The sequence below is a fragment of the Eisenbergiella tayi genome (genome assembly GCF_001881565.1).
GTDB classification, from domain to species: domain Bacteria; phylum Bacillota; class Clostridia; order Lachnospirales; family Lachnospiraceae; genus Eisenbergiella; species Eisenbergiella tayi.
Map to the genome: position 1 here is coordinate 1 of NZ_MPDJ01000018.1, position 19,345 is coordinate 19,345.

Sequence of the window (19,345 nt, forward strand, 5' to 3'; positions counted from 1 at the left end):
AATTATTCCGTTACATATAGTTAGTGCGTGTTTCTGTTGTGTTTACGGCGTTGTCTTATACTCATCTAGGTTAGGATAAAAGCCAGACCCTACACGGGCCTTCTAAAAACGCCGGTCCTTAGATTGCGTCCTGTGCAATCTTAGTACCGCTGCGTTTTTAGCAGAGTGAGAACGTGCCCACGCAGGGTATACGAACCCCATCGGAGACAGGCCGCAGGGCGGGAAGCAAAACCCGGGAAAGCAAGGCCCGCAGACGGAATGGCTGAAGTCGAAAACACAGACGGGATGTCAAGGGGAAAACGCCGCTCTTATTACGAAATCCGGGATTTATTCCTGGATTTTGTTGATCATGGAGGGAAACAGGATTAAAATAGGAACAAGCTACCGTGTAAAAAGGATGGGATTACTATGGATGAAAAACAGATATGGCTTGTTTTGGGGATAGAGGCTACAAAAGAGGAAGAAGAAATAAAGCAGGCGTACCGGAGCAGGCTGGTGAGTACGAATCCGGAGGAGGATCCGGAAGGCTTTAAGAGGCTGCGCAAGGCTTATGAGATGGCTTTGGAGCTGGCGGCGGAGACGGATTCTCAGGAAATGGAGCTTCCGGAGGGGCCGGTTGGGGACTGGCTGATGGAGATCAGGGATGTTTATAACTGGCTGCCGTCGCGGATAGATGAGAAGGTGTGGAAGGAACTGCTGGAGAACGATGTCTGCGTGAGCCTGGAGACTATGCTGGATGCCAGGGAGGCTTTGCTGAAGTTCCTGACGGATCATTTCCGGCTGCCGGGAAATATATGGAAGATAGTGGATGAAAAGCTGTCCCTGCAGGAGGATATGGAGGATCTGCAGAGGCGTTTTCCTATGGATTTTTTAAACTATATACAGAGTAAGTGTACCCAGGAGGAATGGTTCCCTTTTCAGCTGTTTGAAGGACCGGGGGACGGCGATTATGATACCTGGCTCAACTGCTTCTATGAAATGAGGAATATCTGGAGGGAAGGGAAGGCGGACGAAGCGCTGGCGCGGTATCGGGAGCTGGAGGAAACCGGGGTTTACCATCCTTACCAGGATGCTGTTTATGCTGCCATTCTGGTGCAGAAGGAGGAAAAGGGAAAGGCCAGGGAGCTGATGCTGTCTGTGGTGGAGAAAACACCGGAGGATTCCTGGCTGCGGGACATTTCCGGGCAGGTGAAAATGGCTGCCGGGGATGAAGAAGGAGCCTATACGGATTTTCTGAAGGTCCTGGAAAAGGATCCTTCAAGCTATATGGCAGGACTGCGGTGCGGCCAATATGAGGGCAGCCACGGGAAAGAGGAGGAAGCCAAAGCCCGGTTGATCCATCTGGTGGATATCGGCTATGATACGCCTGATGTGAGGAACGCCATCCGTGAGGTGAATGAGCGGCTGATTCCCGTATACCGGGAAAAATGGGAGGCGGAAAGGGAAGATCTTTCCCTGTTTTTCAAGCTGGGCTGGTGCCTTCTGCAGAACGAAGACAGTCGGCTCGGTGTGGAACTGATGGAGGATATTGTCCCGGATGAAAAGAATCAGGCGGAGTATCACAGCCTGCTGGGACGTTTTTATTATAACGAGAAGGATTTTGCCAGGGCGGAAAAACAGTTCGGGGAATGGGTGGAAAGTATCCGCAGGGAAAAGGTGGAGGAGGAAAAAGACAAGCAGGAGCTTCCGGCCCGGTTTGCCACTGCCTACAGCCTGCTGGCGGCTTCCCGGAAGATGCAGGAAAATTACGAGGGCGCCCTGGAGGCTGCGAAGGAAGCCCTGGCCCGGAAGGATGAGCCCAATTTCCGGCAGCTGGAGGCGGATGCGCTTCTGAGGCTGGGAAGATATCAGGAGTGTGTGGATGTATGTGACCGCATACTGGAGCAGGATAAGGGATATCTGCCCGCGCTGCTGACCAGGCAGGAGGCTTATTTTGAACTGCATATGGCCCAGCAGGTTGTGGATGATTTCTATGCCATTAAAGATATCTATGCCGGGCTGGCAAAGCCTTATGAGCTTGCGGCGGAGGTTTTTCATATTTACCGTCAGCATAAGGATACGCTGCATATTGTGGAACAGGCGGAGGAAGCGGAGGTGTCCAGCAGGAAGCTGGAGCTGCTGAAGGTTAAGGCGCGCAGATTGGCGGCGGAAGAAAAGGAAGCATATGAGGAAGTATATAAACTGGCGGCCGATCTTCTGACGGAGCTGGAGGAGGATGGCAAACGGCTGCAGGAGGAAGCGCCGGACGGTGTCCTTCCTGAAAAGGAAAGGGAAAAGCTGGAGCAGCAGGAAGCGGAGGTTTTCCGGGAAATGGCGCTGTGCCAGGCGAGCCTGGGCGATATCAAAACGGCTCTGAAGCGGATAGATGCCGCCGTCAGGCTGGATCCCTCCTATACCCATATTTGGGTGAAGGGAGATCTGCTGTATCAGAACGGTTCCTGGTCCAAAGCGTTGGAAGCCTATGAAGAGGTAAAGGAAATCATTCCGGAAAATGCGGATATCTGGACGGATATGGCGGCCTGCTATAAGAATACCTCCCAGGAGAAAAAAGAAATAGAATGTCTGGAGCAGGCGGTGCGTCTGAATCCCAAACATCCCAGAGCTTACAGCCGGCTTGCGGCCTATTACCGGGATAAATACGGACAGCGGGAAAAGAAAGAGGATTATGAAAAGGCGCTTGATTACAGCAGCAGGCAGCTGGAACAGACACCGGAAGCCTATTATTATATTGAACGGGGGCAGCTTTTTATAGAAAGCTGTGAATGGCAGAAGGCGGAGGCTGACTTTGAAAAAGCGGCACAGCTGGAACCGGAAAATGCCTATGCCTATTATAACTGGGGATGCTCCTGCAAATACAGCGGAAGATATGAGGAGGCTCTCCGGCTTTTTGAAAAGGCGGTATCCCTGCGTACGGAGAAAGAATCCATCGTCTTTTTCAGGGGGCTGGGAGACTGCTATGAACGGCTGCGCCGTTTTGATAAGGCAGCGGAGGCCTATGAAAAAAACAAGTCCGAGTTCCCGGAAAATGCATCGGTCCGCTGGGATTTGGCGGAGCTTTACTGTAAAATCGGAACGGCACCGATGCTGGACAGAGCGATCCTGGAAACGGAGGAAATCCTGGAGCTGAAGAAAATACGTAAATCCTACTATCTGGTAAAGCTGGCAGATATTTATCAGCTGAAGGAAGACTATGCAAAGGCCATTGAACTATGTGAAAAGGCCCTGAAGGAGGAGCCGGGATATTCCCGTGCCTATATGAGGCTTGCCGATATTTACCTGAACGGAATGAAAAACAGCAGGAAAGCGCTGAAAACCATGAAAACAGCGTTTGTCTCCCTGCGTGAAACCGACGCCCTCTATGAAGACTGCCTGCGTGTGATGACTGAGATATTGGGAACGAGGGGAAGATTCAAGGCGGCCCGCAGCTATGGGGATAAGGCGATAGGAGTATGGAAAAAGGAATATGGTTCCCTTCAGGCATATCTGGATATGAAAAAATACAGAAATGCAAGGCTCTATCTGCTTGGGAAAGTCTATTATTTTTCGGGAAGAATGAAGGAAGCGGCGGACAGCTTCCATGCCATGACTCCGTGCCTGAAGGAAGCTGAAGCCGGACAGGAGCAGCCGGCAAACGGAATGTGCCGTCACTGCAGCAGCCGGGAATGCTGGGAATACTATGCAGGACAGGGCCTGCTGGCACAGGCGGCGGGAGACTTTGCGGCAGCTTGCGGCTATTACAGGAGGGCGCTGGATATTGACAGCAGCGACAGCAGCACAAGGCTCCGCTTCAGAGATTGTATGGAGGCAGCAGAGGGAAAGAAACAGCGGACGGGCTTTTTCCGAAAAAAGACAACAGACAGCATAACGACGGCACAAGCGTATGGAAAGGAAGAAAAGCATGATAATAGGAATTGATCTGGGTACAACAAACAGTCTTGCGGCGTATTTTACAGAAGAGGGACCGAAAATAATTCCTAACAGGCTGGGGAATCATCTTACCCCGTCCATTGTGAGCATAGATGAAGAGGAACAGGTTTATGTGGGGGAAACCGCCAGGGAACGCATGGCGCTGTATCCGGATTCAGCGGCGGATGTGTTCAAGCGCAGCATGGGAAGCGGCAGGAAATACCGTCTGGGGAAAAAGGAATTCACCGCAGAGGAGCTTTCTTCCTTTATCCTGCGTTCCCTGAAGGAGGATGCGGAAAGCTTTCTTGGCGAGGAGGTGACGGAGGCCGTCATCAGTGTTCCTGCCTATTTCAACGATACCAGAAGGAAGGCGACCAAAAGGGCCGGGGAACTGGCCGGGCTGAAAGTGGAGAGGATCATCAGCGAGCCGACCGCGGCGGCGATCGCCTATGGGCTGTATGAAAAGAAAGGCAGCAGCAAGTTTCTGGTATTTGATCTGGGCGGAGGAACCTTTGATGTATCCATCCTGGAAATGTATGACAGTATCCTGGAGGTACGCGCCGTTGCCGGCGATAACTTCCTGGGCGGGGAGGATTTCACGGAGGTTTTATATGAAATGTTCCTGAAACGCCGCGGGATCCAGGAAGAGGAACTCAGCCTGAAAAAACGTCTGTATATAAAGAAACAGGCGGAGCAGTGCAAGCTGGGCTTTTCGGAAAACAGGGTATCTGTGATGCATTGCATACTGGATGGGGAGGAAATGGAGGAAACCTTCAGGATAACGGAATATGAGGAGACCTGCGAGTCTTTGTTTGAAAAAATCCGCGGGCCTGTGAAACGGAGCTTGTCGGATGCGGGAATCCGGCTGTCCCAGATAGACGAGGTGGTTCTGGTGGGAGGAGCGACCAAGCTTTCCATTGTCCGTCAGTTTATCGGGCGGCTTTTCCGGAGGGTGCCGGATACCCATATCAACCCGGATGAGGCCGTGGCCCTGGGCGCTGCGGTGCAGGCAGCCATGAAGGAGAGAAACCAGGCGATCAAAGAAGTGATCCTGACGGATGTCTGTTCCTTTACGCTGGGAACGGAGATCGCGGTAAAGGAAAGGATCTCCGGACAATATGAAAGCGGCCATTTCTGTCCTATCATAGAGAGAAATACGGTGATTCCCGCCAGCCGGACGGAACGTTTCTATACGATTTATGATGACCAGACGAAAATAAGCATTCCGGTCCTGCAGGGAGAAAGCCGGTTTGCGGCCAATAACCTGCTTCTGGGCAGTGTGGAACTGGAAGTTCCCAAAAACAAAGCCGGGGAAGAGGCCATCGACATCACCTATACGTATGATATTAATTCCATTCTGGAGGTGGAAGCAACAGTGGTGTCCACCCAGGAGCAGACGAGGAAAATCATAAAAGGGGACGAAGTGACCATGACGGAGGAGGAGATTGAAGAACGTTTCCGTGAGCTTTCTTTCTTAAAAATCCATCCCCGGGATCAGGAGGAAAACAAGCTCCTTCGGTTAAAATGTGAAAGGCTTTATGAGGAAAGCATCGGGGATAAGCGACGCCTGGTGGAAATGCACCTGCGTAAGTTCGAGGAAGCTCTTGATACCAGGGATAACAGCCGGATCGAGGAAGGCAGGGAAGAACTGAAAGAGGCCCTGAAGGAGCTGGATGATTTTTGGGAGGATTGAGCCGGTGCCTGCCGTATCAGCAAAGAAGTACCGGAAATGACAGCGGATAAGGATTATTCCGGCAGCAAAAAAAGCATCATGCCCGCCATTTTTTGATGGCAGGGTATGATGCTTTTCCGATCCCGGGCTGACAGGCGGAAGGGATTAAATATCCAGTTTCATATCTCCCGGCTTAATCCAGCCTTTTTTCCGCATGAGTTCACTGAATAAAAGGGCCAGAACAGCGGGAGCGATGACATGCATCAGGATGATTTGGAATAAAGCCGGCCCTGCGCCCATTCCGTCTCCGGTCATAGTCTGGAAGGCCATGATCTGACCTACAAGGCCGCAGGTTCCCATACCGGATCCGGTGGCATTATTGGTCATCCCGAAGACACAGGTGGATATAGGCCCCAGAATAATGCTGGCGAAAATGGCGGGAAGCCAGATGACGGGCTTACGGATGATATTGGGCATCTGCAGCATGGAGGTTCCCAGGCCCTGGGCTACCAGGCCCCCGGTTTTATTTTCCCGGAAGGAGGCTACGGCAAAGCCGACCATATTCGCCGCACAGCCGACGGCTGCAGCTCCGGCGGCAATACCGCTCAGATTCAGGGATACACCGATGGCTGCCGAGCTGATGGGAAGCGTCAGGGCAATACCCATCAGGGCGGAAACGATGATGCCGGCCCAGAAGGGCTGCTGAACGGCGCCCCAGTTGATCAGTTCTCCTACCTTGGTCATGAAAGCGGCGATGGGTACGCCGATGGATAAGCCTACCACAGAACCTACTGTGATGGTGGTAATGGGAGTTACCAGGATATCGACCTTGGTTTTCCCGGCTACGAGCCCGCCGATTTCCACCGCCAGGTAAGCGGCTACAAAGGCTCCCAGAGGTTCCCCCACACCTGCCAGGGTGAACACTCCTTCCGTGAGGATGGTGCCTCCGATGATGGTTTTGGCATAAGCGCCTATCATGCCCGCAGCTGCTGCGGAAACGGTTACAAGCGGCGGCTCCTTGAATTTGCTGGCGACTCCGATGCCGATGCCGGCGCCGGTGAGCTTTTTGGCTACCGTGGCCACAACAATAATATAGGCCCCTATACTGCCGCCTATCAGCGTGCCTACCTGTTCCAGGATGGTTCCCACCAGAAGCGTGGCGAACAATCCCTGGGCCATTCCGGAAAGGCCGTCAATAAAGATACGGTTGCAGAGTTTTTTTACTTTTTCCATGATTTTTCCCCTCTTATGCTTTGCGGATACGTTATGCGGATGTTTTTACAGGATACTTTTTCCGCTTCGGCCTGCAATGTGATTTGACATATGTAAATACAGGTGTCTTGTCACCTTGAGGTATAAAATAGCATATAAGGGTTATGAAAGCAAGTACTTTTTTTCTGCAAGCGCTTTTTCTATGGAATCCAGAACCTCCTCGCTTTCGGCTTCCACTGTGTGATAGTGGATATCATCCGTGAGCTCCTTCAGGGGTTTTGTCTGTTTTGTTTCTATTTTATGAACGAATTCCTGTACATCCCTCCGGTTGGAAATAATGAGGTTCACCGTAATGCTTCCGTAGATAGGGTGGGTGACTATAACGTCCAGCACTTTGCCTCCCAGATCTACGATGGTGTTTAATTCGTCGGCGATCTGCTCTGTTGTATGGGAAACCATAAAACAGCGGTTGCGGCGGGTGCTGTGAGGTGTGTAAAGCAGGTATCCCCTGGCTGTGGAAAGGATGTCCCGGTTGGTTGCCCTGAGAAGGGCGATATCCTGGACTATAACCTGGCGGCTTACACCCAGTTTCTTTGCCAGTGCGGAGCCGGATAATGGTTCCTCGGCGGCAGCAAGTAAATCAAGCAATGTCTTTCTTCGATTTTCTCCGTCCATGTTGATTTCTCCTTTCTTCGATTGATTGTAGCACAGGGGGGTGGCGGGCGCAAGGTAGTGGGGTGTGTGGCCGTAAAAAAATCTCCGCCGCAGGCCTCTCCCGCCCGTCCTTGTCTCCGGCCTGTTTCTCTCCCGGGGCAGCCGCAGGTATGTTTTCGTATCCAGCCTCAAAAACGGGGTGTTTCTTAATGTTCCGTTCCGCCGGGAGTCTGCCAACGCGGCAAAACTCCTCATTCAGGCGTCTGAAGCGCCTGAATTCGTCAGACAGGCCGCTAAGGGCGGCATACTCCCGGCGGAACGGAACATTAAGAAACATCACCGTTTTTTCCCATGGATACGAAAACATATCTGCGGCTGCCCCGGGAGAGAAACAGGCCGGAGACAAGGACGGGCGGGAGAGGCCTGCGGCGGAGATTTTTTTACGGGGGGGAGGGTATGAAAGAGGGAAGAGGGAAGAGAGAAGAGAGAAGAGAGAAGGGATAAGGGATATGGGATGAGGGAGTTAAAGATTTTACCAAAATACAAATTATATGACATAAAAATTGGGGGGAGGGGTGTTTATAATGGTATAAGGGATATTGTAATATTTTGGAAAAATATTTAGGGTAAAGGGGCCTGGTGGATGCTTCGGTTTATAAGGGAAAGGGTTAGGGGGAGGCATAAAAAGCTGCTTCATGATTATATTGCTATCTTTTTTATTATGGGGACGGTGCTTTTTCTGTCTTTTTTTGTTATTGGGTATATTGCTGATTCTACGGCTATGGGGCAGTCACGGGGGGCTTCGCGGGTTATATATAAGCAGGCCAGGGAGCAGATGGAGCAGTTTGAGGAAGATCTTGCTAATATGCAGATGAATGTGGTTAAGGATGAATCTGTGCTTTGTTTTTTGGAGGCGTCGGATGTTTATGAGAGGCTGTTGGCGCTGGAGCGTGTGCAGGGGATGGTGGGGATGAACCGGAGGATTAACCGGAACCTGGAGAATATTATTTTTTATGATGAGGGCGGGAACCTGATTTTTGCTTTGGGGAATGTGTTTCTGGATAAGCCGGATCTGGAGCTGAATGAGATGCTGAATTTTTCGGGGAGGATGTGGGATGATGCGTCAAAGCAGGCCTGTTTTGAGGTGGGGCTGCCTGTTTATAAGGAGGATGTGGGAGGTTATACTCTGCTGGGGAGCGCTTATCTTTTGTTTAATGTGGGGAATCTTCAGGATATTGTGAACAGGGCGCTGCTGAATGAGGAGTCGGCGATCGCGCTTGTGGACGGAAGCGGAAGGGCGATTGTGAAGGCGGGTAAATGGGAGGATTATTATGGGGAGTATGAGGCGGATATGGAGGATAAGAGCAAGCTGGTTTATGCGGAGTATGTGGGGGCAACCGGCTGGAGGATTGTGAATGTGATTCCGAAAAAGGCTTTGCTTTCGGGGGCGTCACAGATGCGTAAAATTACGTATGTTGCTTTTTTTGCAATGGTTTCTATGATGGTGTTTTTGTGTGCCATGCTTTATAAGCATATTCTTTATCCGATTTCCAGGCAGATAGCGTTTATGGAAGGGTTTACGAAGGATACCCACCGGCGTATCGAGGTGCTGGAGGATAATGAAATCGGGGATTTGGCGCGGAAGATGAATCAGATGCTTGATGATATTGAGAAGCTGAATGGGGAGATTATAGAATCGAACCGGAAATTTCTGGAAATGGAGTATGCCAAGAAGCAGACGGAAATGATTGCTTACAGGAGCCAGATTAATCCTCATTTTCTTTATAATACGTTTAACTGTATCCGGGGGATGGCTTTGTATCACGGGGAGAAGGAGATCGCGGATCTGACAATGGCGCTGTCCAGCTTTTTCCGGTACAGTGTGCAGGGAGAGGAAACGGTGACTGTGAGGGAGGCACTGGAAAATCTGCAGCGTTATGCACAGATTATCCAGTATCGTTTTAATGGAAAGCATAAGGTGGCGGTGAATGCGTCCAGGGATGTTTATCTGATCAAAATTCCTAAAATGCTGATACAGCCACTGGTGGAAAATGCGGTGCTTCATGGGCTGGAGACGAAGGTGGGGGAAGGAACGGTGCGTGTGGATGTCCGGCAGGAAGGGCAGGGGCTTGTGGTGCGGGTAAAGGATGACGGATGCGGGATATCTGAAGAGAAGCAGAGGGAACTGAAATGGGCGATGGAGTGCTTTGACAGAGAGGAAACGATTCCGGACGGCGGGCAGGGAATCGGATTTTTGAATGTTTACCGGCGGATGAGGCTTTTTTACGGGCAGGAAGCGGTTTTCACGGTGAGGAGTACGGAAGGGGAAGGAACGGAAATCAGGATGGTATTACCGGTGGGAGGCAGATGAGTATGTATCATGTTTTTTTGGCGGACGATGAGCCGTGGGCTTTAATGACTCTGAAAAATATGATTGAGTGGAGTGATTATGGTTTTGCCGTGAGCGGGGAGGCGGAGGATGGGGAGCAGGCCCTGGCAAGAATCAACAGGACGGCTCCGGATCTGATTATTTCCGATATCAGGATGCCGGGGATGGACGGACTCGCCCTGCTTCAGACGATAAGGGACAGCGGGCTGAGAGCGGAGGTTCTGTTGGTGAGCGGGTATACGGATTTCGAATATGCCAGAAAAGCGCTGCGGTTCGGCTGTGCGGGTTATCTTGTAAAGCCGGTGGAAGAGAAGGAGCTGACGGAGTATCTGGTGAAGATAAAGCAGCGTCTGGATGAAAATAAGGCGGCGGGAGAGGGAAAGGCCGGCGGGGATAAGCAGGAAGAGGGCTATCAGTCGGAAAAGCTGCAGGTACAGGCAATGGTAAAATATATACAGGAGCATTATGCACAGGCTCTGACTCTTCAGGTGCTGTCCGGTGAGTTTAAAATGAGTGAGAGCTATATCAGCAGCCTGATAAAGAAGAGGACGGGGAAGGGGTTCAGCGAGCACCTTATGGAAATACGGATCCGTAAGGCCCAGGAGTATCTGCGCACCACCAATGACAGCATAGAGACGATAGCGGAAAGAGTGGGTTATCCGGATTATTTTTATTTTACCAAGGTTTATAAGAAGGCAACCGGTATCAGCCCGGCGGCATACCGGAGACAGCTGTAGGCGGAAAAGGGGATTGGTGAAAACGCCTGACAGGGATCAGGGATGATTGTAAATGACTGTGCAGAATGGAGGGACCGCGGATAAAGCTGCCGCGGCCCTTGTTATTTTTGTATGAGAAAAGTCAAATATGTGACAAAAATAAAAAATTATATCCATACAAACGAAATCACGGGAATAGTAGAATAAAGCAATCAGGAAGCAATGCATTGTTCGGGGTTCAGGTTTGGCTGAACTGCACCTGGAAATCCAGAAAGAAAGAGGAATGGTTATGATGAGAAAAGAAGTAAGGAAAAGGAACGGGAAGGGCCTTTGTGCTTTGGCGCTGGCAGGAATCATGGCGTTCAGCCTGAGCGCCTGCGGATCATCCGCCCAGACCGGAGCGGCGGGAACGCAGTCCGGGCAGAGTGAAGCGGCAGGAGAAACCGCACAGGCAGGCACGGCGGCAGCATCGGAGGGGACAGGCGAACTTTATTGGTTTTCCGACGTTTCCGGCTGGGGACCGGCAACGGCAAACTGGTCTGTGAAGGAATCTCCCGCAACACAATACATAGAAGAAAATTTCGGCCTTACGCTGAAAATCGAACAGCCTCCCACGGATGCGATCACCAAGCTGGGGCTGATGATAGCATCAGGGGAACTGCCGGATGTCATGTCCATTACGGATGCGGACATGTACAAGCAGCTGGTGGCGGCTGATAAGGTATGGGATATGAAGTCTTTCCTGGAAACCTATGATCCGGACTCCCATCTTCTGAAGGATTTCCCGGAGGATATCAAGCAGGCTCTGACGGATACCTACGGCGGCTGGTATTCTTATCCCAGCCATATGGAATCCAAAGATAACAGAGAGGTATTCCCTCCTGATGATCAGGTTTGGATCGACGTGGTGGAAAAGGGCAGCAACATGTGTATCATGTTTAATAAGGAAATCATGGATGCTCTGGGAATCACCCAGGCAGACGTTCAGACGGAGGATGGCTTCTATGCTGCCTGTGAAAAGGTGAAAACCTCGGGCTATCAGGTTGACGGACAGAGTGTGCTTCCGGTCGTCCTGCAGTGCAACCTTTGGATCAACAGCAGTCTGGACGGTATCGTGGCATGGAACTTCGGCGCGGTGCCGGTAGATGAAAACGGGAATTACAGACATACGGAGCTGAGCCCCGGCTATAAGAACGGACTGAAATTCCTGAACAATCTGGTACAGGACGGATATCTGGATGTAAATACCCTGACCATAGATGAGACTGCACTGAAAACCTATCTTGACGCGAAGAGAGTATTCTGCTGGATCGGAAACCAGGCGCAGCAGGACAAGACAAATATGCCGTGGGTATCTTTCGGCCCGATTCTCGCCTCCAACGGAGCCAGGCCGGCTATGCCCGTAAATCAGTCCGCAGGAACCGGATGGATTCAGACGCTTGTATCCAAAGACTGTAAGAACCCTGAAAAGATCGCCAAACTGTTAAGCTGGGCTTCCAGCCAGGAAGGGCTGCTTGTCAACTACTACGGCACAGAAGGAACCGATTATACAATAGATGAAAAGGGCATTGTTACAAGGACGGAGGAAGGAACAAAGAAGCTGGCTGAAGAGTATGACAATAATGTGCTGATGTGGCCGTTTGCCAATACCTCTTTTGAAAGAAATACGGAGCCTGTTCCCGATCCCACAAGCAACAGGGGCGTTGAAGTTGCCCTGATGCCTGCTCTGGGCAATTATGCCGATACATATATTTATGACGAGTCTCTGCTCGGCTTCAGGAACAGTACGGTAATTGAGCCTTCCAGCGACCTTGGCATCAAGCTTTCCCAGGTAAAGACTTATCTGGAATCCCAGAAAGCTAAAATTGTTACGGCAGCTTCCGATGAAGCGTTCGAAACGGAATACCAGAACATGATCGATACGCTGAATCAGTATGAGATTACAGCCATAGACGAGGAATACAACAAGGTATATCAGGAGTATTGTGAAAAGAAGGGCAGCAGCATAGAAGATGTGAATGCCGATCTGTACAAGTAATATCTGCATGTAAACCTGCCTCAAGGAGTGTATGGGAGCCGGAAAGCTTCCATACATTCTTTATGCATAAGGGCATGTATTATCTGCCTGAAGAAAGACGGAGGTTCCATATGAAAGGGAAAGAGAAAAAAAGGAAAGGGTTTCGTTTGGGCTACGACAGGGCCACTCAGCTCCAGCTGCATACGCTCATGCTGCCCGGAACCGTTCTGATGCTGCTGTTCAGCATAGTGCCGCTGTTCGGACTGCTGCTGGCCTTTAAGAATTACAGTGTCATAGAAGGAATCAAGGGAGTCTTTACCAGCCCCTGGTATGGCTTCCAGAATTTCAAGGTGATATTCGGCAACTTCGACTTCAAGCGGATGCTGGTGAATACCCTGGGAATAAACCTGATTGGCAACCTGGTGAATATTGTGATGGCAATACTTTTTGCCTTATTCATCAATGAAATTGCACGCCCTAAATTTAAAAGCTTTGTACAGACCGTGACTTATATGCCCCATTTTATATCCTGGGTGGTATTCGGCGGAATTGTTATCACGCTGCTGAGCGGTGACGGAGGGCTTTTCAACCAGATCCTGCTGAAACTGGGAGTCATTTCCCAGCCTGTCGTCTTTATGGCGGAGCCGAAATATTTCTGGGCCATAGCGATTATATCCAATCTGGTTAAGGAACTGGGATGGAGCACGATTCTTTATACCGCCGCGATTTCCGGCGTGGATCAGGAGCTTTATGAGGCCGCGGATCTGGATGGCGCGGGCAGGCTGCAGAAGATGAGATTTGTAACCCTTCCGTGCATCAAGGGAACGATTGTGATTATGGTTATTTTCGCTGTCGCAGGCATTATGAACAACAACTTTGATCAGCTTTATGTACTGCAGAATTCTTTTAATCTGGAACGCAGTGAGGTCATTGACACTTACATTTATAAGGTCGGCCTGCAGCAGCTTCAGTTCGGAATGGCGGCGGCAGTTAATATTTTCAAATCCATACTGGCAATCATCCTTCTGACAACTGCCAACTTTGTATCCAACAAGCTGACAGACAGCGGGCTGTTCTGAGCGGAAAACGGAGGTTTCCTATGAATAAAATCAAATCAAGAAGGGAGAAACGCTTTTCCGTTCTCCTGACGATAGTCATGGTGCTCGTTATGGTGATTACGGTTTACCCGGTATGGTATTCCCTGATCAATTCCCTGAACAGCGCCCAGGACATTGCAAAAAACGGCTATGCCATGCTGCTTCCGGGTGAGTTTTCCCTGGAAAGCTGGAAGTCGGTGCTGAAGAATACGGATATATTCCGGGCATTCGGCATCACTCTTTCCAGAACCCTGATTGTAACAGTGGTACAGACCCTTTTTACAGCCATGTTTGCCTACGGTTTTTCCAGGGACAATCTGGTGGGGAAAAAATTCTATACGGTGCTCGGCTTTATCAGCATGTACTTAAACGGCGGCGTTATCGCCTATTTTATCCTGTTCAATGCCATGCATATATACAATTCCTACTGGGTGTATATCCTTCCGGCGCTGTTCGGAGGCTTCTATAACGTGATCATTTTCAATACCAACTTCAAGGCCATACCGGAATCCCTGTTTGAATCGGCTAAAATTGACGGGGCCAGTGAATATACCATATTTTTCAGGCTTGTCATCCCCCTTTCCAAACCGGTTATCAGCGCTCTGGGGATTTTTACGGCGGTGGCCACCTGGAACGACTACACCCAGACCCTGTACTATACCAAATCCTCGGAAATACAGACGCTGTCCTATTACATGCTTTCCATCACCAAGGCCAGCGCATCCGCCGCACAGCTGGGCGAGACCATGAGTGCGGGCGCTGCCTCCGTGCTGACAACGGTATCCAACTCCTCAGCTAATTACAAGACTATTGAGCTGGCCTGTATGGTGCTGTCGGCGCTGCCGCTGATCATCATGTATCCCTTTGCCCAGAAATTCTTTGAAAAAGGGGTTATGGTGGGTTCGGTGAAAGGATGATTGCCAGACGGATGAAAATGTGACAGAATAAGAGAAGAATAACCGTATTGGGAAGGGATGGAGGAAACGATAATGGCAGTGATTCAGGTGGAAGAGAATTGGACACAAAAGCCGGTGGACCGGCGGATTTTCGGGAACTTTATTGAATCGGGCTTCGGGCGGCAGGTAAACGGGATGTGGAGCGAGATGCTTTACAACCGCGCATTCCGCGATGTTCCCGCAATCAAAATTGCCACATGGGAATGGCTGGGACTGGATAAAGAGCATTATAACAGTGAGGCGCCTTTCTGGCACAGCGGCTATGAGGAAAATGACTGGCAGCTGATCGGGGCGCCTGAGAGGTCTCATACCTGCGGGACTCATACCCATAAGGGAACAACCTCCCTGTTGCTGGAAAACAGAGACGGCGGAGAGTGCGGACTCAAACAGGAAGGGCTTCATCTGAAAAAAGGAAAGAAGTACCGCTTCCGTCTGTTTGCAGGAATCCGCGGTGATATGAGCGAGGCCGGATTAAATGGATTCGGGGACACCATACATATGGAGGAAGAGGAAAAGCTGACAGTAAAAATCGGGAAACAGCAGACCTGTTTTTCCCTTACCTCGGTTCCCCGGCTGTATGAATGGGAATGGGAGGCCCGGGAAGATGAGATAACGGATATCCGGATTACATTTACGTTCCGGGGAACGCTGGTTCTGGCCTTTGCCTCCCTGATGCCGGACGATAACCTGGGCGGCTGGCGTGCGGATGTGGTGGAGAAGCTGAAGGAAGCGTCTCCCAGCGTGGTGCGTTTTCCGGGAGGCTGCTTTGTCAGCTTTTATAACTGGGAAAGTTCTATCGGGGATCGGGATACCAGAGAGCCGCAGCCCAGCTTTTACTGGGGAGGCCTGGAAGAAAACGATGTGGGACTGGATGAATTCCTGCATCTGTCCCGTCTGGTTGGTTTTGTACCTCAGATCTGTTTTAATATGATGACCTCCGATCCCTTTAAGGCGAGACAGCTTGTGGAATACCTGAATGCGCCTGAAACCGTGGGAATGGGACGGCGGCGTATGCTCAACGGGAACCCGGAGCCCTATGGGGTCAGGCTGTTTGAAATGGATAACGAACCGGGAAGAAAATGGACTGCACGGCAGTATGCGCAGAAGTGCGTGGAATTTGCCAGGGAAATGCGCCTGGCGGATCCCGGAATTGAACTGATGCTGGCAGCTTATGCCTACGATCCGGAGCTTCTTCCAATGATGCTGGAAATCGCAGGAAAAGAGATCCAGTATGTGATATACAGACAGGGCAATCCGGAATTCGTCCATCAGATACTGCCTGTAATCCGGGAATATAACCGGAAGAACGGAACCAATCTGAAGCTGGTAAATACAGAATGGCTTCCTTCCTGCCACAGCCCGGAGCCCTTTGAGGATCCCCGGATGCCACTTGACTTCAGATGGCATGGAGAGGTGACAAACGACTATGCCAATATTTTCGGGACCCAGCAAATCAGCTGGAATTATGCCCTTAACGGCGCGCACAGGCTGCTGGATTATATCAGCTACGGCGGAGAATTCGCCCTTGCCAATTTCAACAATATGTGCAATACCTGGGGGCAGAATATTATCGAGGCTACAAAGGATACCTGCTATCTGTCCTGTATGGGCAAGGTGTTCGCCATGTTTGCCCGTGTTTTCGAGCCCTGTACTGCAGCGGAGGCCCGGACAGGGGATGAAAAGCTTTTTGCGCTGGCTGTAAAGACCGTTACCAGGAAAAAGCAGCTGTATCTCATCAACCATTCGGGGAATGACTGCCATACCGAACTGCCGGAAGGAAAATGGATATGCCGGGACGGCCTGCAGGGGAATGGCCGGATGGCTCATGAGACGGAGGACGGAAGCTGTGCAAAAAGGTGTCTGGCAGCTCCGGAGGGATCATGGATCCTTGTTCCGGGACTCAGCTTTTTATGCCTGGAAGAATCGCAGGATACGGAAAGCATTGCATTTATATAATGGTTAAATAATGAAAAAGCCCGTCTGTTATTCTTATTATGTGAGTTCCTTTATGCAAAGGAACTATACAAAGTAAGAATACGGACGGACTTTTTTACCGGTTATCAGTCGTTCAAAGAGATGAACTCGTATTCCCGGCTTCCAACGCCGAGCTCGGCAGCGGCTTCTACCGTATGGACGCCATTGCGGGATTCGATCCGTTCAAGCAGATCCTTTTTCCCCGGATCCTGGGAAGCATAGACGAGATCCAGGCAGGCCTGATCGAGAGCTACGGGATCGAGAGAAGAAAGGATACCGATATCGGCCATCTTGGGATCCTCCGCTACGGCACAGCAGTCACAGTCCACGGACATGCTGCACATCACATTGAGGAAGGCGATATTGCCTTTTTTATAATCCATAATGGATTTTGCCGCATCGGCCATGGATTCCAGGAAGGAATCATGATCGGCTGTCCAGATTTTATCGGGGTTCCCGGCTCCGTGGATGTGAGCCTTGCCATGAGAGGAGGCTATGCCGATAGAAATATTTTTCAGCGCTCCGCCGAACCCGCCCATGGGATGCCCTTTGAAATGGGAAAGAACGAGAACGGAATCATAATTCTTGAAATGATCGCCCACATAATTTACAGAAAGCTGTTTTCCACCCGATACCGGAAGTTCCGTTTCTCCTTCCTCATCCATGATATCCACCTGAAAGAAACGGGTCCAGCCATGGGACGCCATAGTCTCCCAATGCTCCTTCGTTGTATTGCGTTTTCCTTCATAGGCTGTGTTGCATTCCACAACGGTTCCCTTTACATGATGGATGATCGGCTGCATGAATTCCGGGCGGATAAAATTCTGGTTGCCCATTTCACCGGAATGAACCTTAACAGCCACTTTCCCGGGAAGACGGAGGCCCAGGGCTTCATACATCTGTATCATGGCTTCCGGGGTGATATTTTTTGTAAAATAAACCTTTGATTTTTCCATTTCAAAACCTTCTTTCCTGACTTTGCCGGACTGATGCTGAAAATCAGCCGGTGCTTTTTGTTTAAGTAATAGCGGTGACAGTAAAAGTTTACCCCCTGGAGTTAACTTTAAGTCAAGAAAAAAATGCAGCAGCGCCGTAAAATATTTGATTAAATTCGTATCAGAAGATATTCCAATTTATCTGTTAGAGAAAAGAAATAACAGATAAACCACTTTTATACATAGTGAATACTTTATTTCAAAAGGAATCAGTTCCGGATTATTATATAAGTCATTTATTATATGTTCTTCAATTCCGGATATTTTTGATAATATAGAGTTGTTAAGGTGGTATCTGGCATATAGTTCATCTATATAAGCGGTTAATCTTGCATCATCACTAATGGTATTTAATAATGAAATAGCGGCAGTTTCTGTATCAAGAGACATTAACTTTTGCTTGCTGACTATTTTTCCATCACTGATATTTGTACTCTCAATATCAAACAGGACACATAATTCTTGTTCGGTGAGATTATATTTATTTTTCAGTATCTGCATTTCTGTCGCAGTATCGTTACCGGCAGTTATGTTGTTGATATACATATTTGATTCCTCCCATTATTCGTCTGGCAACATGTTTCTGGCCTGGTGCTGTGCCTTTTTTGTTATAAGTGATACGCATATAAATATTATATAGTATTTCCCTGTTTCAGCAATGCAGCAGTAAAAGATCATAAATTTATCAGAATCTATATTGGCCTGTTCAAAAGACTGTGCTATAATCAGTTCATCTTTTAATCTCATTTAATTCACGGCAGTTCTGCCGCAAAATTCCGTATCTCATATCTATACCAAAAAGGAGGGATGCTTATGTCTGATTTCTGTTTGTAATGGTTGAAGCAATTCCTGTAAATATGATAAAATAAAGGAGAATTTAAATGACAGACAGTAAAAAAATGATTCCGCTCAGTGAACTGACACTGTTGGATCGTTTCCTTTTTGATGCAGTTATGGAAAATGATGATATCCATAAGACGATTTTGCAGATAATTTTAGGTAGGGATATCGCCCTTTTAACAAAAAATCAAACAGAGAAGGAACTGAGGACAAGCCCCCTTTTACGTTCGATTCGAATGGACGTATATGCTATGGATGAAGAAAAAATCATCTATAATTCCGAAATGCAGAAACAGCTGAAGTATGATTTGCCGAAAAGAAGCAGATTTTATCAGTCACTGATGGATGCTTCCCTGTTGGAGCCGGGATCCATTCATTTTAATTTATTAAACGATACCTACATAATAGTTATAACACCATATGACATTTTCGGACTGGGGAAGTATAAATATACCTTTCGGGCCAGATGTGATGAGGCTTTGGACTGCATTCTTCCTGATGGTGCCGTCCGTATGTTCCTTAATACCAGGGGCAATAACAGAGAAGAGGTTGGAGCGGAACTGGCCGGTTTTCTGGAATATGCCGAGAAGACGGATGAAGAAACCATGCTAAAAACAGGGAGTGATGCTGTCCGGAAAATACATGAACACATTTCTAAAATAAAAGCCAGTGAAGAGATGGGAGTGAGATATATGCAGGCATGGGAAGAAAAAGTGCAGGAACGTGAAGAGGGCCGTTCGGAAGGGCGTGCTGAGGGCCGTGTTGAAGGGCGTGCTGAGGGAAGAAATGAAGGGATTGAATATAATGTACCCATAGATGTGGACACATTAAGAAGAAGGGTTCCTTGAAAATGGACACTATGAAGAAGGGATGTCCCCTCCAAAGTGGACAGATTGAAAAGGGGGTTCTTTATCTCT

General features: G+C 49.4%; 13 protein-coding genes. 9 read left to right on the top strand and 4 right to left on the bottom strand.

Annotation, left to right across the window (positions count from 1 at the left end):
• Nucleotides 1–408: 408 nt before the first annotated feature.
• A complete protein-coding gene (locus tag BLA28_RS32220; RefSeq protein ID WP_069155511.1) occupies nt 409–3,915 on the top strand; it encodes a tetratricopeptide repeat protein in 3,507 nt (1,168 codons plus the stop codon).
• Nucleotides 3,899–5,599, top strand: coding sequence for a molecular chaperone HscC (locus tag BLA28_RS32225; RefSeq protein WP_069155510.1), 1,701 nt, complete (start codon nt 3,899–3,901; stop codon nt 5,597–5,599). The genes BLA28_RS32220 and BLA28_RS32225 overlap by 17 nt, the downstream gene beginning before the upstream one ends.
• A gap of 144 nt (nt 5,600–5,743) precedes the next feature.
• On the opposite strand, the gene BLA28_RS32230 is transcribed toward BLA28_RS32225, so the two are convergent.
• Nucleotides 5,744–6,811 (bottom strand): PTS transporter subunit IIC, encoded by a 1,068-nt coding sequence (locus BLA28_RS32230; protein WP_069155509.1) that lies wholly within the window; start codon nt 6,809–6,811, stop codon nt 5,744–5,746.
• A gap of 141 nt (nt 6,812–6,952) precedes the next feature.
• Nucleotides 6,953–7,465, bottom strand: a complete 513-nt coding sequence (locus BLA28_RS32235) for a transcription repressor NadR (RefSeq protein WP_069155508.1) — start codon at nt 7,463–7,465, stop codon at nt 6,953–6,955.
• A gap of 622 nt (nt 7,466–8,087) precedes the next feature.
• Between BLA28_RS32235 and BLA28_RS32245 the strand changes: the two genes are divergently transcribed.
• From BLA28_RS32245 to BLA28_RS32275, 6 genes are all read left to right on the top strand, one after another.
• Nucleotides 8,088–9,815, top strand: coding sequence for a cache domain-containing sensor histidine kinase (locus BLA28_RS32245; RefSeq protein WP_071699751.1), 1,728 nt, complete (start codon nt 8,088–8,090; stop codon nt 9,813–9,815).
• Between the two features lie 2 nt (nt 9,816–9,817).
• A complete protein-coding gene (locus BLA28_RS32250; protein WP_069155505.1) occupies nt 9,818–10,570 on the top strand; it encodes a response regulator transcription factor in 753 nt (250 codons plus the stop codon).
• A gap of 268 nt (nt 10,571–10,838) precedes the next feature.
• Nucleotides 10,839–12,587, top strand: a complete 1,749-nt coding sequence (locus BLA28_RS32260; RefSeq protein WP_071699753.1) for an extracellular solute-binding protein — start codon at nt 10,839–10,841, stop codon at nt 12,585–12,587.
• Nucleotides 12,588–12,697: 110 nt separating this feature from the next.
• Nucleotides 12,698–13,645, top strand: coding sequence for an ABC transporter permease (locus BLA28_RS32265; protein WP_016359905.1), 948 nt, complete (start codon nt 12,698–12,700; stop codon nt 13,643–13,645).
• A 20-nt stretch (nt 13,646–13,665) separates the two neighbouring features.
• Nucleotides 13,666–14,580, top strand: coding sequence for a carbohydrate ABC transporter permease (locus BLA28_RS32270; protein WP_009255775.1), 915 nt, complete (start codon nt 13,666–13,668; stop codon nt 14,578–14,580).
• A gap of 72 nt (nt 14,581–14,652) precedes the next feature.
• Nucleotides 14,653–16,575 (top strand): hypothetical protein, encoded by a 1,923-nt coding sequence (locus BLA28_RS32275; RefSeq protein ID WP_069155503.1) that lies wholly within the window; start codon nt 14,653–14,655, stop codon nt 16,573–16,575.
• A gap of 104 nt (nt 16,576–16,679) precedes the next feature.
• Here the strand turns inward: BLA28_RS32275 and BLA28_RS32280 are convergent, their stop codons facing one another.
• Both BLA28_RS32280 and BLA28_RS32285 read right to left on the bottom strand, forming a co-directional pair.
• On the bottom strand, nt 16,680–17,549 hold the full coding sequence (locus BLA28_RS32280) for a DUF362 domain-containing protein (RefSeq protein ID WP_069155502.1): 870 nt from the start codon (nt 17,547–17,549) through the stop codon (nt 16,680–16,682).
• 177 nt (nt 17,550–17,726) lie between these two features.
• Nucleotides 17,727–18,134: an HTH domain-containing protein gene (locus BLA28_RS32285; protein ID WP_069155501.1), complete on the bottom strand. Its 408-nt coding sequence runs from the start codon at nt 18,132–18,134 to the stop codon at nt 17,727–17,729.
• A 335-nt stretch (nt 18,135–18,469) separates the two neighbouring features.
• Between BLA28_RS32285 and BLA28_RS32295 the strand changes: the two genes are divergently transcribed.
• Nucleotides 18,470–19,276, top strand: a complete 807-nt coding sequence (locus BLA28_RS32295) for an Rpn family recombination-promoting nuclease/putative transposase (protein ID WP_069155499.1) — start codon at nt 18,470–18,472, stop codon at nt 19,274–19,276.
• The last annotated feature ends 69 nt before the right edge of the window (nt 19,277–19,345 follow it).

Excerpts from the sequence above, each read along its gene's own strand:
- BLA28_RS32260 (WP_071699753.1), top strand. The coding sequence starts at position 10,839 with ATGATGAGAAAAGAAGTAAGGAAAAGGAACGGGAAGGGCCTTTGTGCT.
- BLA28_RS32220 (WP_069155511.1), top strand. The coding sequence starts at position 409 with ATGGATGAAAAACAGATATGGCTTGTTTTGGGGATAGAGGCTACAAAA.
- BLA28_RS32230 (WP_069155509.1), bottom strand. The coding sequence starts at position 6,811 with ATGGAAAAAGTAAAAAAACTCTGCAACCGTATCTTTATTGACGGCCTT.
- BLA28_RS32225 (WP_069155510.1), top strand. The coding sequence starts at position 3,899 with ATGATAATAGGAATTGATCTGGGTACAACAAACAGTCTTGCGGCGTAT.
- BLA28_RS32285 (WP_069155501.1), bottom strand. The coding sequence starts at position 18,134 with ATGTATATCAACAACATAACTGCCGGTAACGATACTGCGACAGAAATG.
- BLA28_RS32275 (WP_069155503.1), top strand. The coding sequence starts at position 14,653 with ATGGCAGTGATTCAGGTGGAAGAGAATTGGACACAAAAGCCGGTGGAC.
- BLA28_RS32250 (WP_069155505.1), top strand. The coding sequence starts at position 9,818 with ATGTATCATGTTTTTTTGGCGGACGATGAGCCGTGGGCTTTAATGACT.
- BLA28_RS32295 (WP_069155499.1), top strand. The coding sequence starts at position 18,470 with ATGACAGACAGTAAAAAAATGATTCCGCTCAGTGAACTGACACTGTTG.
- BLA28_RS32245 (WP_071699751.1), top strand. The coding sequence starts at position 8,088 with ATGCTTCGGTTTATAAGGGAAAGGGTTAGGGGGAGGCATAAAAAGCTG.
- BLA28_RS32235 (WP_069155508.1), bottom strand. The coding sequence starts at position 7,465 with ATGGACGGAGAAAATCGAAGAAAGACATTGCTTGATTTACTTGCTGCC.
- BLA28_RS32265 (WP_016359905.1), top strand. The coding sequence starts at position 12,698 with ATGAAAGGGAAAGAGAAAAAAAGGAAAGGGTTTCGTTTGGGCTACGAC.
- BLA28_RS32270 (WP_009255775.1), top strand. The coding sequence starts at position 13,666 with ATGAATAAAATCAAATCAAGAAGGGAGAAACGCTTTTCCGTTCTCCTG.
- BLA28_RS32280 (WP_069155502.1), bottom strand. The coding sequence starts at position 17,549 with ATGGAAAAATCAAAGGTTTATTTTACAAAAAATATCACCCCGGAAGCC.